The 13,280-nt window shown below is 67.2% G+C and carries 11 protein-coding genes and 1 riboswitch; of the genes, 5 read left to right on the plus strand and 6 right to left on the minus strand.

Going from position 1 to position 13,280, the window contains the following annotated elements; translation table 11 throughout:
* Positions 1 to 119: 119 nt before the first annotated feature.
* Together AOP74_RS02305 and AOP74_RS02310 are read left to right on the plus strand one after the other, a co-directional pair.
* Positions 120 to 1,907, plus strand: a complete 1,788-nt coding sequence (locus AOP74_RS02305; protein ID WP_061960722.1) for an acetyl/propionyl/methylcrotonyl-CoA carboxylase subunit alpha — start codon at positions 120 to 122, stop codon at positions 1,905 to 1,907.
* 99 nt (positions 1,908 to 2,006) lie between these two features.
* On the plus strand, positions 2,007 to 4,007 hold the full coding sequence (locus tag AOP74_RS02310; RefSeq protein ID WP_061960723.1) for an endonuclease/exonuclease/phosphatase family protein: 2,001 nt from the start codon (positions 2,007 to 2,009) through the stop codon (positions 4,005 to 4,007).
* 1 nt (position 4,008) lies between these two features.
* Here the strand turns inward: AOP74_RS02310 and AOP74_RS02315 are convergent, their stop codons facing one another.
* Positions 4,009 to 5,412: an NAD(P)H-quinone dehydrogenase gene (locus tag AOP74_RS02315; RefSeq protein WP_061960724.1), complete on the minus strand. Its 1,404-nt coding sequence runs from the start codon at positions 5,410 to 5,412 to the stop codon at positions 4,009 to 4,011.
* Positions 5,413 to 5,475: 63 nt separating this feature from the next.
* Here AOP74_RS02315 and AOP74_RS02320 point away from each other — a divergent pair, with 63 nt between their 5' ends.
* Both AOP74_RS02320 and AOP74_RS02325 read left to right on the plus strand, forming a co-directional pair.
* Positions 5,476 to 6,276 carry a purine-nucleoside phosphorylase gene (locus AOP74_RS02320; RefSeq protein WP_236683701.1) on the plus strand — a complete coding sequence of 267 codons (801 nt, stop codon included), beginning with the start codon at positions 5,476 to 5,478 and terminating at the stop codon, positions 6,274 to 6,276.
* Positions 6,273 to 7,985, plus strand: coding sequence for a phospho-sugar mutase (locus AOP74_RS02325; RefSeq protein ID WP_061960726.1), 1,713 nt, complete (start codon positions 6,273 to 6,275; stop codon positions 7,983 to 7,985). The genes AOP74_RS02320 and AOP74_RS02325 overlap by 4 nt, the downstream gene beginning before the upstream one ends.
* Before the next feature lie 112 nt (positions 7,986 to 8,097).
* Here AOP74_RS02325 and deoC read toward each other — a convergent pair whose 3' ends face one another.
* Positions 8,098 to 8,790 carry a deoxyribose-phosphate aldolase gene (deoC, locus tag AOP74_RS02330; protein ID WP_061960727.1) on the minus strand — a complete coding sequence of 231 codons (693 nt, stop codon included), beginning with the start codon at positions 8,788 to 8,790 and terminating at the stop codon, positions 8,098 to 8,100.
* 104 nt (positions 8,791 to 8,894) lie between these two features.
* Positions 8,895 to 8,959: riboswitch (guanidine-III (ykkC-III) riboswitch) on the plus strand.
* A 9-nt stretch (positions 8,960 to 8,968) separates the two neighbouring features.
* Between deoC and AOP74_RS02335 the strand changes: the two genes are divergently transcribed.
* Positions 8,969 to 9,283, plus strand: coding sequence for a DMT family transporter (locus AOP74_RS02335; protein WP_061960728.1), 315 nt, complete (start codon positions 8,969 to 8,971; stop codon positions 9,281 to 9,283).
* Positions 9,284 to 9,425: 142 nt separating this feature from the next.
* Here the strand turns inward: AOP74_RS02335 and AOP74_RS02340 are convergent, their stop codons facing one another.
* Genes AOP74_RS02340 through AOP74_RS02355 form a run of 4 tightly spaced genes read right to left on the minus strand, consistent with a single transcriptional unit; the run spans position 9,426 to position 13,271 of the window.
* Positions 9,426 to 10,493, minus strand: coding sequence for an adenosine deaminase (locus tag AOP74_RS02340; RefSeq protein ID WP_061960729.1), 1,068 nt, complete (start codon positions 10,491 to 10,493; stop codon positions 9,426 to 9,428).
* 40 nt (positions 10,494 to 10,533) lie between these two features.
* Positions 10,534 to 11,550, minus strand: coding sequence for a hypothetical protein (locus AOP74_RS02345; RefSeq protein ID WP_061960730.1), 1,017 nt, complete (start codon positions 11,548 to 11,550; stop codon positions 10,534 to 10,536).
* Positions 11,551 to 12,873, minus strand: coding sequence for a thymidine phosphorylase (locus AOP74_RS02350; protein ID WP_061960731.1), 1,323 nt, complete (start codon positions 12,871 to 12,873; stop codon positions 11,551 to 11,553).
* Positions 12,870 to 13,271, minus strand: coding sequence for a cytidine deaminase (locus AOP74_RS02355; RefSeq protein ID WP_061960732.1), 402 nt, complete (start codon positions 13,269 to 13,271; stop codon positions 12,870 to 12,872). Before AOP74_RS02355 ends, AOP74_RS02350 begins: the two co-directional genes overlap by 4 nt.
* Positions 13,272 to 13,280 lie beyond the last annotated feature (9 nt).

Below are 13,280 nucleotides of genomic sequence, written 5' to 3' on the forward strand. Positions count from 1 at the left end.
CAACTCGATTGTGGGATTCCTACAATCGACCCCCGGCAACGTGTCACCGGCTACCAAAGTTCCCAATGCGCCCTCGTGAACACGCTGGGCGAGGCGGGCACGCGCGCTACGGTGTCGGGGTGTCCGCCTTTTCTTCAGTCCTCATCGCCAATCGCGGCGAGATCGCCGTCCGTGTGATCCGCGCCTGCGCCGACGCCGGACTTCGCTCTGTCGCCGTCTACGCAGAACCCGACCGCGACGCCCCGCACGTCCGCCTCGCAGATGAGGCGTACTCGCTAGGAGGCGAGACCGCAGGCGAGACCTACCTCAACATCGACAAGCTCATTGATGTCGCCCGTCGCAGCGGCGCGGAGGCCATCCACCCGGGCTACGGCTTCTTGTCAGAGAACGCGTCGTTCGCGAGCGCGGTCATCGAGGCCGGCCTGACCTGGATTGGACCTTCGCCCGAGTCGATCGAGGGCCTGGGCGACAAGGTCAGCGCGCGCCACATTGCGCAACGCGCGGGCGCTCCCCTGGTTCCCGGCACCAAGGACCCCGTCGCTAACGCGGACGAGGTCCTGGCATTCGCGGACGAATTTGGCCTGCCGGTCGCCATTAAGGCTGCCTTTGGTGGCGGTGGACGCGGGCTCAAGGTTGCTCGTACCCGCGAGGAGATTCCCGAACTGTTCGACTCTGCGACGCGTGAAGCCGTCGCCGCCTTTGGCCGCGGCGAGTGCTTCGTGGAGCGTTTCCTCGATAAGCCGCGCCACGTGGAGACTCAGTGCTTGGCGGACTCGCACGGCAACGTCGTGGTGGTCTCCACGCGCGACTGCTCGCTGCAGCGCCGCCACCAGAAACTCGTCGAAGAGGCGCCCGCGCCTTTCCTGACCGATGACCAGAACGCTCGCCTCGTCGAGTCCAGCGAGGCCATCCTCCGCGAGGCCGGCTACCAGGGCGCCGGCACCTGCGAGTTCCTCGTGGGCGTCGACGGCACCATCTCCTTCCTTGAGGTCAACACGCGCCTCCAGGTTGAGCACCCCGTCACCGAAGAGGTCACGGGAGTTGACCTGGTTCGTGAACAGTTCCGCATCGCCGCGGGCGAGGAGATCTCGAATCTCAACCCCGTCACGCGCGGTCACTCGATCGAGTTCCGCATCAACGGCGAGGACCCGGGCCGCAACTTCATGCCGGCCCCGGGGCGCCTGAGCACGCTGACGTTCCCCTCCGGCCCCGGTGTCCGCGTCGACGCTGGTGTGCGTGAAGGCGACACCGTCTCCGGCAACTTCGACTCGATGATCGCGAAGATCATCGTCACCGGTTCCACTCGCGAACAGGCCATTCAGCGCGCTCGCCGAGCACTCGCCGAGACCACGGTCGAGGGCATCCCCACCGTGATCCCCTTCCACCGCGCTGTCCTGGACGCCCCAGAGTTCACCGCCGCCCACGGCTCCTTCAGCGTTTTCACGACCTGGATTGAGTCGGAGTACGCAGAGACCGTCGCTGCTCTTGGCTCAACCGGTGCAGGCGTCGAGGTCGCCGCGGAAGCCGCAGCGACCGAGCGCGTCGTTGTCGAGGTGGGAGGCAAACGACTGGAAGTCGTCCTGCCCGCCGCGCTCGCGCAAGCTGGACGCGCCAACGCCCGCCGTGGCGCGGGTCCGGCTCGTCGCGCCACGCGACGCAACGGGGGCGCCTCGAAGGCGGCCGCGTCCGGCGACTCGCTGTGCTCGCCCATGCAGGGCACGATCGTGAAGATCGCGATCGAGGACGGCGCCGAGGTTTCCGAGGGCGATCTCATCGTGGTTCTCGAGGCGATGAAGATGGAGCAGCCGCTCGTTGCTCACAAGTCAGGCACGGTCACGGGCCTGTCGCACGCCGTGGGCGCGTCGGTCAGCTCCGGCACCGTCATCTGCGAGATCGCTTCCGCCTGACCTTCGCCCTCGTCCCCGGTGGGGCGGGACTGCGGAGAAGTCCACAGCCGTGCCAGCTCGCTTTCGCGACCGCAGCACGTGCGCGGTAGCGTGACGAGCATGACCGCCGCGCGCCGCTCCCTGGGCCTGATCGCCATCGCGACATGGCTCCTGATTGACTCACTGCGCACAGCGGGGCCGCTCCTGCTCGACCTCGCCGAGCCCACGCCGGCTCCGGCGTATCTCGCAATTGCCGCAACACTTGTCGGCGGCGCGCTCCTTGCCTGGGTCGCGTCCCTTGCGTCAGAGTTCTTCTCTCACGGCGGCACCGTGTGGTTCCTGGTCTCCCTCACCGCCGTCTTCCGGATAGGCCTGCCGTTCCTCGATGGAGCCTGGATGATCGGCGCGGGGCTGTATGTCACGGCCCTCGCCATCGCCTCGGTCATCCTGGCCGCCCGGGTCGCCATGGGCAACGGCGCGGGGCCCACGTTGATGGCGGGTACCGCTCTTGGCGCCGCGGCTGCCGTCATCGAACAGACGATGCTGCGGACCCTCGACGCGGTCTGGCGCGACGACATCTGGGGCTGGGTGGCGATCGGAGTGGTCGCTTTGCTCGCGATCGCCAACGGCTGGCGGTGCCACGACCTCGAACCCGCGGCGCACACGCGCGGCTGGTGGGCGTACGGACTGTTCTGGGGGCTCATGGTTTACGCCTTCGCCAACGTCGGATACGTCGCATCGCAAGCGGATCTGCGATTGTCCTTCGCGGTTGCGCTCGCGGTCGTCGGCCTACTCCTGGGCGCCAGGCTCGCGGCATCGTCGGGGGCAATGCCAGGTGGCATCAACATCGCTCTGGTTACTCTCGGTGCAGCAGCGATCGCCGTCATGGCACTCGTGCCCGGAACAGCGGCGGCTGTTGCCCTGCCTGCGGCAACAGCCATATCGACATTCGCCGTTGCGCTCGTCATGCGCACGGCCGAGGGAACCGCCTTGCGCAGTCTGGGTGCCTCGATGGCGTTCGTCGCGCTACTGGGCCTGCCCCTGCTCGCTGCGGAAGTAGATCGCCTGGCAGACCTTCCCTTGCGCCACGGGCTGCTGATCACGACGATTGGGCTCGTCCTCATGGCGGGTGCGTCGATGGCCGCCTGGAACCCCGTCAAGCCCCCAACTGCGCCGGGTGTCTTGCCGCGGATTGCCGTAGGCGTTCTGATCGTCGCAGGGGCGTCCTGGTGGACCCACGACCACTACGAGCAAGAGCGCACATTCTCCCAAAACTTCTTGCCCACGCCGGCCGTGATGGCGTGGAACCTCCATCACGGCGTCACGCCGTCAGGCGAGGCCGGACCTGGCGTGAACGCACAGCACGTGGCCGCCACGCTCACGGACAACCCCGTCGACGTCGCGATGCTGCAAGAGGTCGAACGCGGCGGCATCGCTGGCGGCGGCATCGACATGGTCGAGTATCTCTCCGGCGAGTTGAACTTGCCGTACCTCTATGCCGGCGCGCAGACCCCGCAGTCGGGCAACGCCATCTTCACGTCCCGCCCCTTCTCGGACCCACGCTCGATCGACCTCGATAGCGCGGATGGTCCCGATCGCGGCGCGGTTTCGCTGTCATTCATGGGGGCCACGTACGTATCGACGCAGATTGGCCCCGACGACACCGACCTCACCGCGCGGGCTCGCGACTGGCTAGGTTCGGTGGGACCCACAGTGATCGGCGGCGACCGCGGAGACACCGCCCCCGGACTCGACGCAACAACCGTCTCGGTTCTGCTGGACTCGGGCTTCACCTTACCGAGCGCAGGCCTGCCAGGGGACGGCCTCGCGGCAACCGCCCTGGAATCCGAGGACGTGCGCGTCGACTTCCTCCTGGGTCGCGAAGTGGAGCTGAACGACTTCACTGTCCTCGACGTGCTGTGGTCGGACCACAGGCCGCTCATAGCCAGCGCCGTGACTGGGCTGACCGGGACCATCTCACCGGAGGCGGCGGAGGAATCCGGAGTCGACGCCGACACCACCTCACCAGAACCCAGCGCGGACCCAAGTGCGAGCGCCACGCCTGCCGACTCAGGCGCGTCAGAGTCCCCCAACCCGGAGGCCTCCCCCGAAGACGGCTAGGTCACATCCGCGAGGCGTCACCGAGGTGATGCAAGCGGCGTGCGACCTCCGCGGTGGTGCCTGACAACGACGGGTACACGGTGAACGTGCCCGCGACATCGTCGACCGTGAGGTGATGCGTCACCGCGAGCGTCAGCGGGAAGATGTGCTCGCTAGCGCGTGACCCGACGATCACAGCGCCCAAGACCTGACCGGTCACGGTGTGCCCAAAGATCTTGACGAAGCCACCGTCCATACCGAGCATCTTGGCGCGCGGATTGCGGGCCAGGTCCAGTCGGGAGACTTCGTAGAAGATTCCGCGTTCCTTGAGGTCCGCCTCGCTGGCACCCACAGTCGCGATTTCGGGAGCCGTGAACACCGCCGATGCCACATGGCGCAGGTCGAGAGGCTGCACGGCGTCACCCAGCGCGTGCGCCATCGCGATGCGCCCCTGCGTCGCCGCGACCGAGGCCAGTGGCAATACGCCGGTGCAGTCACCCGCGGCGTAGATGCCGCGCGCAGAGGTTCGTGAAACTCGATCCACCGCGATGTAGCCGCGCTCGTCGATCGCGACCCCGGCATCGGCCAGACCGACTCCGTCCGTGTTGGGCACCGATCCCACCGCCATGAGGCAGTGGCTGCCCTCGACCTCACGGCCATCGGTCAACGTGACGCGAACGCCCGCTCCGGTGTTGACGACGGTCGCAGCCCGGGACCCGCCCATCACGTTCATGCCGCGCTCAGCGAAGGCTTCCTGCACCAGTGCCGCGGCCTCAGGGTCTTCCTTCGACAGCACGCGCTCACCGGAGGACACCAGCGTCACGCGGGAGCCCAGCAAGCTATAGGCGCCCGCAAACTCCGCTCCCGTCACGCCGGATCCCACCACAATCAGGTGCTCTGGCAACGCCTCGAGGTTGTACAGCTGCGTCCAGGTGAAGATCCGTTCGCCGTCGGGCTCCGCGCCGTCAACCACGCGAGGGCGAGCGCCGAGCGCGAGGAGGACAGCATCGGCCCTCAACTCGCTGCCGTTCACCTCAACGGTGCCGTCGGCCGTCAACGTTCCGGTGCCATCGACGATCTCGATGCCGTTCTTGGCCATTCGCGCCGCGATATCGCCCGACTGCTTCTCGACCAGCGCCCCCACACGTGCGTTCACGGCGCCCAGGTCGACGAAGTGCTCAGGAACCTCGTCAGCATCGGCCCTCTGTGCGTCGCGAATCCCCAACTGAGGCGCGCGGTCAGCGATGGTGCGCCATTCCGCGGTCGCGATGACCGTCTTGGAGGGAACCACGTCTGTCAGGACAGCGTTGCCGCCCATCCCTTGACGCTCAATCAGGGTGACGTCCGCACCCGCCTTGCGCGCCACCAGCGCCGCCTCATACCCGCCTGGGCCTCCGCCAATGATCGCCACTGAAGTCGATGCCATAGTGACTATTGTCTCGCACATGTCCCAGGCGAAGCACCCCACATGGGGACTACTGTCGTAGGTATGAGCGAAGCAGCCACATATGCATCAGAAGCAGCAGCGGCCCTGGCGGCAGCCACCGGAGTCGAAAACCACGACATCGCCCTCGTACTGGGGTCTGGATGGGGCGGCGCGGCCGACCTCATCGGCGAGGAAGTGGCCTCCGTGCCCGCCTCCGAGATTCCCGGTTTCGCCGGGCACGTCGTTGCTGGCCACAATCCCACGCTGAGGTCCCTCAGGACGGCCGATGGTCGGGCTGTGTTGGTCCTCGGAGCGCGCCAGCATTTCTATCAGGTCCGCGACGCGGCGAAAGTAGTGCACGGCATCCGCACGGCGGCGGCGGCGGGCTGCAAGCAGTTGGTGTTGACCAACGGCTGCGGATCGACACGCCCCGAGGTGGGACCCGGGTCCGTCGTGTTGCTGTCCGACCACATCAACCTCACCGGTGCGACGCCGCTTGAAGGCGCGACATTCGTCGACCTCACGCAGACCTACTCTCCGCGACTTCGCGACATTGCGCGTGAAGTTGACGGGGACCTGCACGACGGCGTCTACGTCCAGTTCACTGGGCCTCAGTATGAGACGCCTGCCGAGGTGAAGATGGCGACCGTCTTGGGTGGCGACCTCGTAGGCATGTCCACCGCGCTTGAGGCGATCGCTGCGCGTGAAGCCGGGATGGAGATCCTTGGCGTCTCCCTCGTCACCAACCTCGCCGCCGGAATTGGCGGCGAGACCCTCAACCACCAGGAGGTCATCGACGCCGGCACCGCCGCCGCGCCTCGCATTTCCCGCCTCCTGGCCGATGTCGTGGAGCGCATGCGATGACTGACACGAACGCCCTCATTGAGCAGGCCCACGCCTGGGCTGCGGACGACCCCGACCCAGAAACCCGCGAAGAGCTCGAGGCCATCATCCTCGCGGCGCAGGCCGGATACGACGACGCCGTGGCACAACTGGAAGACCGCTTCCGGGGCATGCTGGAGTTCGGCACGGCGGGACTGCGTGGAGCGATCGGCGCCGGCCCCAACCGGATGAACCGCGCGGTCGTGATTCGCGCGGCTGCGGGCCTGGCACAGTTCCTCACAGACGCGCTGGAGCAGGCCGGGCAGGAGCCCGCCGCCACTGTCGTGATCGGATACGACGCTCGCCACGGCTCACGGCAATTCGCCGATGACACTGCCGCTGTGATGACCGCAGCCGGGCACCGTGCGCTCGTGATGCCGCGACTGCTCCCCACCCCAGTTCTGGCATACGCGACCCGCGCGCTGAACGCCGACGCTGGCGTCATGGTGACCGCCTCGCACAACCCGCCGCAGGACAACGGCTACAAGGTGTACCTGGGTGGCCGTGTCGTCACCGGCGACGGCCAGGGCGCGCAGATTGTGCCTCCGTACGACGCCCAAATCGCCGCACACATCGACCAGGTCCACGCCGTAGCGGACGTTCCCCGCGCAGACAGCGGATGGGAAACCATCAGCGAAGAGCTGCCCGCCGAGTACGTGACAGAGATGTCTGGGTTGGTCCCTGCGCCCACGGGTGACGGGCACCGCTCGGCTGTGACGATCGTGCTCACACCTCTGCACGGAGTCGGCGGCGACACCGTCGAGGCTGCGCTCAGTGCCGCAGGGTTCGGCAACATCCACACCGTCCCCCAGCAGGCTGACCCGGATCCTGACTTCCCCACTGTCGCCTTCCCTAATCCGGAAGAGGCCGGTGCGATCGACCTATCGCTCGCACTTGCCGCCGAGACCGGTGCGGACTTGGTGATCGCGAACGACCCCGACGCTGACCGTTGCGCTGTCGCCACCAAGATCAACGGCGAGTGGGCCATGCTTCACGGCGACGTCGTGGGGTCGCTCCTCGGCGAGCGCATCGCGGCCACGGGCGACCACCCCGAGGGCGCGGTGCTCGCGAACTCGATCGTGTCGTCTCAGTTGCTGGGCCGCATCGCCGAGCGGCACGGGCTCAGCCACGCCCATACCCTGACCGGCTTCAAGTGGATTGCGCGCGAGCCGGGCCTGGTCTACGGCTACGAAGAAGCGCTCGGGTACTGCGTTGCGCCGGATCTGGTCCGCGACAAGGACGGAGTCTCGGCGGCGGTGCTCATGGCGGACTACGTAGCCGACCTCAAGCTCGAAGGCCGCACGCTCGAGGACGCGATTGACGACCTCGCGCGCACCTACGGCGTCCACCTCACGCGCCAGGTCTCGGGGCGGTTCTCTGATGTCGCCCAGATCCCTGCGCTCATGGCACGGCTACTCGAGTCCCCTCCGGCGACGCTGGCCGGCTCGCCGGTGGTCCACACCGACGACATGAACGAAGGCTTCCACGGCCTCCTGCCCACCAATGGGCTGCACTTGGCAACGGAGTCCGGCGCGCGCGTCATCATTCGACCGTCCGGCACCGAGCCCAAGATCAAGGCATACCTTGAAGTGGTCGAAGAGCCCACGGACGATGTCGCGGGCGCACGCTCGCGCGCAGAGTCTGCCATGGACGCGCTGGCGTCGGACGTCCGCGAAGCCTTGGGCCTCTAACCCCTTTTCCCCTGGCCGTACATACGCGGCGGGGATTGGGAGGCACAGTCCCGCTGGCCGTAGGTTTGCGACGGTTTTTCAGTCGCAGACCCTCGTGCCAGCGTGGCGGCGCTTAGTACCCGCCGTCCCCAGCATCGGCCGTCTCAACGCCATCAAGGCCGTCCAGGACCGCACGGGTGCCCGACAGACCCAAGCGCGAGGCGCCCGCCTCGATCATGGCGAGCGCAGCATCGGCCGTCCGCACGCCACCGGAAGCCTTCACTCCGAGCTCGTCACCGACGGTCTCGCGCATGAGACGCACGGCCTCGACACTCGCGCCGCCAGCCGGGTGGAAACCAGTCGAGGTCTTCACGAAGTCCGCGCCCGCGGCCTTGGCAGCCCGGCACGCGCCCACGATGGACTCATCGCTCAGCGCGGCGGACTCGATGATGACTTTCAGAATCTTGCCCTCCGGGACGGCGGCGCGCACGGCGGCGATGTCTTCCTCGACCTGAGCGAAGCGCCCCTCGATTGCAGCGGCGATATCGATCACCATGTCGACCTCGTCGGCGCCCTGCTCGATGCTGAGCGCGGCCTCGGCGGCCTTGATGGACGAGTGGTGCTTGCCAGACGGAAAACCGCACACGGTTGCGACGGCGACGCCCTCCGGGGTGTGCACCGGAAGCATCGACGGCGACACACAGATCGAGAACACGCCGAGTTCGCCGGCCTCTGCCGCGAGCTCGTCAACGTCGCTGGGCGTGGCCTCAGGCTTGAGCAGGGTGTGGTCGACGTACTGGGCCAGTTCTGCGCGGGAAATTGCCATCGGAGTTCTCCATTTCGTAAGGGACGATGCGTCTGTTACCAGCCTACGTCCCATGGCGGTTTCTTGGGGTGTTGCCGAGTTGGGCGGAGCGTGCGATCATGGCGGCAGAGCCAGCAACCGGCTCCCGGACGAGGGTGACGTACCCGGCAACGCGACAAGACGTCACACGGGAGATCTCATGCCGTGGCTCATTCTTGTTCTTTCTGGTGTCCTCGAGGCTGTCTGGGCGACCGCCCTGTCACGCTCGGAAGGCTTCTCGCGCCTGTGGCCCACCGTCATCTTCGCTGTCGCGCTGGTCGCGTCCATGGGCGGGCTCGCGTGGGCGCTCAAATCGCTCCCCGTCGGCACTGCGTACGCGGTGTGGGTCGGCATCGGCGCGGCGCTCACTGCAATCTGGGCCATGGCGACCGGCGCGGAGCCGTTCTCGATCGTGCGCGTGCTGCTGATCATGGGCATCGTCGGCTGCGTGGCGGGGCTGAAGCTCACGCACTAGGCCGGCACGGCAGGCCGTGTCGCTCCCGACTTGCCCGGCCCACATCACCGAAAAAGTACGGCCAGACGCACCAGCGCCCCCATTTCCCGCCGTGTATGTACGGCGAGGGGAAATGGGGGCGCTGGGTGACGCGTGTGGCTTGTTACAGCTCGATGCCGTAGGCCTCAAGAATCGTCTCGGCGAGGTCGCCGCGCTCCTGGTACGGCAGGAACGCGCCCCAGGCGGCACTCAGAGTCGCCTCAAGCAGATCGTCCTTGGTCCAGCCCTGCTCCACGAGCACCTCGAACTCACCGGACATCGACACCCCGGACACCAGGCGGTTGTCCGTGTTGATCGTCACAGCGAAGCCAAGGTCGCGCAGCGTGTGCACCGGGTGCTCCTTGAGCGACTTGGCGGCAGCAGTCTGCACGTTCGACGTGGGGCACACCTCGAGCGGGATCTGCTGGTCGAGCGCGTGCTGGGCGATGTAGCCAAGGTTGGGCTCGTCCGATTCGAAGTCCTCGATGTCCTCCCAGATGCGCACACCGTGGCCCAGGCGACGAGCGCCCTGAACCAGCGCGTCCGACACGGAGGAAGCACCGTCGGCCTCGCCCGCGTGGATCGTGACGGGCATGTGGTTGGCGCGCAGGTACGCGAAGGCGTCAGCGTGGTTGGCCGCGGGGAAGCCGTTCTCCGGACCAGCAATGTCGAAACCGACGCAGCACTTGTCGCGGTTGGCCACGGCCAGTTCCGCGATCTCGCGCGAGCGGTCGAGGTGGCGCATGGCGTCCAGCAGTGCAAACGCGCGCACAGCACGGCCGTTCTCGGTGGCCTCGGCCACACCCTCTTCGATGCCCGCCTGGACGGCCTCGACGACCTCCTGGAGGCTCAAGCCACCTTCGAGGTGCTGCTCGGGCGCGTAACGCAGCTCGGCGTAGATAACGCCGTCGTCTGCGAGGTCAACGACCGCCTCACGGGCGATCCGGCGCAGGTTGTCTGCGGTCTGCATCACGGCGGTGGTGTGAGCGAAGGCCTCGAGGTAACGGACAAGGTCGCCGGAGTCGGCGTTCTTGGCGAAGATCTCGGCGAGTTCATCGGGGGTGGTCGAGGGGAGCTCGTGGCCGATCTCGGCAGCGAGCTCAATCAGAGTGGAGGGACGCAGTCCTCCGTCGAGGTGGTCGTGCAGGACGACCTTGGGCAGGGCGACGATGTCGGCGTGCGAGAGTGTCATGCCTCAAGGCTAGTCGCTGTGCCACGGCCTCGCGCTCGGGTTAGCCCTTGCGACGCTGCTTGGGCAAGATCAGCCAGCATGCGCGCGTCCAGTGTCCGAAAGCTGGCTCCTTGGGCCCGCCGCCGGTCAGTCGCTCGTCTGCCAGGGGCACAATGCGCCCGGTGCTGGGTTCGTACACACGGAAGCCCCCGTCGATGCGGCCCACGAGCAAGACCACGTGCCGCGGAACCACGGCGTCAAGGCCCAGATCCGAGTCGCCTCCGACGAACAGCGGAACCGGGATCCCGTCGCGCAGCGCAGCGCATGCGTGCGAGATCGCGGCCTCCATCAGCTCCTCGTCCGTGTCGTCGAGCATCGCCGAGTGGAAACGTACGCCTGCATAACGCGTCTGGTTGTCGACCCGCCAGGGCGGAGTGCCGAGCGACTTGGGCCACGGCGCCACACCCAGCGCGCGCGAGGTCGTCTTGGCGTGGAAGACACGCTGCAATGCGGCCCAACGCTCGTCGATCGTGCGGGGGTTGTCCTCGTGAAGAGTGACGGCAAGAGCCTCCGCCGGGAGGTGGTCGCCGAACACGCGGCCGGTCATCACCCACGCAGCCAGCAACGGGTCGCCGGTCATCGACATCATCGCCATGACGGCTGCGCCGCACGTGGTGTCATCGGTCTGGACCGCCTTGACGGAACCGAGCTTGGCTGCCCCAATCCCTGTCCCCGCCGGTGCCCTCACCACATCTTTCGCGGTCTCCGGAAGCTTCTCCCATGCTGCCGCGAGTCCGGCTGCGGCGGTCACAGTGGCACCCGAGGCGAGCGCGCGTTCAAGCACCTCTGCATCGGTCACCATCTCTGACCGAGCCGCTTCGATCGCCTTGCGGTCTGCTCCGCTGAGTCCGGCCATGGTGCGCGCATACGCACGCGCGAACACCGTGTCGCCATCACGCCGCGGCCCGCGCTGAGCGAGGCCCGCAGCATGCGAGGCCGCATACGGCTTCGCCCACGCACCCCTCAGCCCCACAGCACCCGCGGCGCGTGCGGCCAGGGAAGTGACGGTCCAGCCCACTCAGGACACCGTGCCCAGCGTCTCCAAGATGATGTTCCGCTCCTCAGCGCTATCGGAAATCTCGATGGCCCCGGCTCCGTCGCATGCTTCGGCGAGTGCCGCAAGGCCTCGAGGCATCCGCGACTCGGTCTCGGTGTGGAGGGTCAGGATGGGCTCGCCCTTGCGCACCTGCTCACCTACCGTGCGGTGCACGGTAATACCGGCCGATGCTTGGACTGGGTCTTCCTTGCGGGCGCGGCCAGCGCCAAGTCGCCACGCGGAGATTCCGGTGCCAAGCGCATCGAGGCGGCTCACCACCCCGTCCCGCTCGGCAAGCACCTGATGCTGGTGAGGCGCCTCGGGCATCGGCGCATCAGCGTCGCCACCCTGTGCCTCGATCATGCGGCGCCACGCGTCCATGGCGCGGCCGTCCTGGAGCGCTTCTGCCGGGTCCACACCCGTGACTCCGGCGCCCGCGAGCATCTCGCGCGCCAGCGCCACCGTGAGCTCGACGACGTCCGCGGGGCCTCCGCCAGCCAGAACCTCGACGGATTCGGTGACTTCGAGCCCATTGCCGATGGTCAGGCCCAAAGGAGTGGACATGTCTGTCAGGAGCGCTGAGGTCTTGACCCCTGCGTCCGTGCCCAGGTGCACCATGGTCTCGGCGAGTTCACGGGCCTGGTCGATGTTTTTCATGAACGCGCCGGAGCCGACCTTGACGTCGAGAACAAGCACCCCGGTGCCTTCAGCAATCTTCTTCGACATGATCGAGGAAGCGATCAGCGGGATGGCCTCAACGGTGCCCGTGACATCGCGTAGCGCGTAGAGCTTCTTATCCGCGGGCGCCAGGCCTGACCCGGCTGCACAGATGACTGCGCCAACATCCCTCAACTGATCCATCATCTCTTCGTTGCTGAGCGCCGCGCGCCAGCCCGGGATGGACTCCAACTTGTCGAGCGTGCCGCCGGTGTGACCAAGTCCGCGACCGGACAGCTGCGGAACCGCGACACCGTAGACCGCAACGAGCGGCGCGAGCGGCAACGTGATCTTGTCGCCAACGCCTCCAGTCGAGTGCTTGTCCGCAGTAGGAGCGCCCAGGCCGGAGAAGTCCAGACGCTCGCCGGTGTTGATCATCGCCTTGGTCCAGCGCGCAATCTCTGCACGCGTCATGCCGCGCTGCAGGATCGCCATCGCGAGCGAACTCATCTGCTCATCCGCCACGGCGCCCCGGGTGTACGCGTCGATGACCCAGTCGATCTGGTCATCCGCGAGCACTCCCCCGTCGCGCTTGGTGCGGATGACGTCGACGGCGTCGTGGGTTTCGGTCTTGCTCTGCTCGCTCATTGCACCTTCTCCAAATCGTCGGGACCAAATGCTCCGGGGAGCAACTGGTCCATAGTGACCACACCATCGGCCGTCTCTACCAAAAGAGCGCGACCGCCGTGCTCAAATAACAACTGTCGGCACCGGCCACACGGCGCGAGGATCTCGCCGTTGCCGTCAACGCACGTGAATGCGACCAGACGCGAGCCTGCTCCATCGGTGTGCAGCTTCGACACCAGGGCACACTCGGCGCACAGCGTCAGCCCATAGCTGGCGTTTTCCACGTTCGCACCGACCACGAGCTCGCCGGTGTCGGTCACTGCTGCGACCCCCACCGGGAACTTCGAGTACGGCACATAGGCGCGGGACGACGCCTCACGAGCCGCGGCCCGCAATCCATCCCAATCGATGTCAGGCACTGCGGCCTC

Source organism: Demequina flava (assembly GCF_000975035.1).
Classification (GTDB): Bacteria; Actinomycetota; Actinomycetes; order Actinomycetales; family Demequinaceae; genus Demequina; species Demequina flava.

Bases quoted from the DNA above. Each gene is read 5' to 3' on its own strand.
- AOP74_RS02310 (WP_061960723.1), top strand. From the start codon at position 2,007: ATGACCGCCGCGCGCCGCTCCCTGGGCCTGATCGCCATCGCGACATGG.
- AOP74_RS02315 (WP_061960724.1), bottom strand. From the start codon at position 5,412: ATGGCATCGACTTCAGTGGCGATCATTGGCGGAGGCCCAGGCGGGTAT.
- AOP74_RS02320 (WP_236683701.1), top strand. From the start codon at position 5,476: ATGAGCGAAGCAGCCACATATGCATCAGAAGCAGCAGCGGCCCTGGCG.
- AOP74_RS02325 (WP_061960726.1), top strand. From the start codon at position 6,273: ATGACTGACACGAACGCCCTCATTGAGCAGGCCCACGCCTGGGCTGCG.
- deoC (WP_061960727.1), bottom strand. From the start codon at position 8,790: ATGGCAATTTCCCGCGCAGAACTGGCCCAGTACGTCGACCACACCCTG.
- AOP74_RS02335 (WP_061960728.1), top strand. From the start codon at position 8,969: ATGCCGTGGCTCATTCTTGTTCTTTCTGGTGTCCTCGAGGCTGTCTGG.
- AOP74_RS02340 (WP_061960729.1), bottom strand. From the start codon at position 10,493: ATGACACTCTCGCACGCCGACATCGTCGCCCTGCCCAAGGTCGTCCTG.
- AOP74_RS02350 (WP_061960731.1), bottom strand. From the start codon at position 12,873: ATGAGCGAGCAGAGCAAGACCGAAACCCACGACGCCGTCGACGTCATC.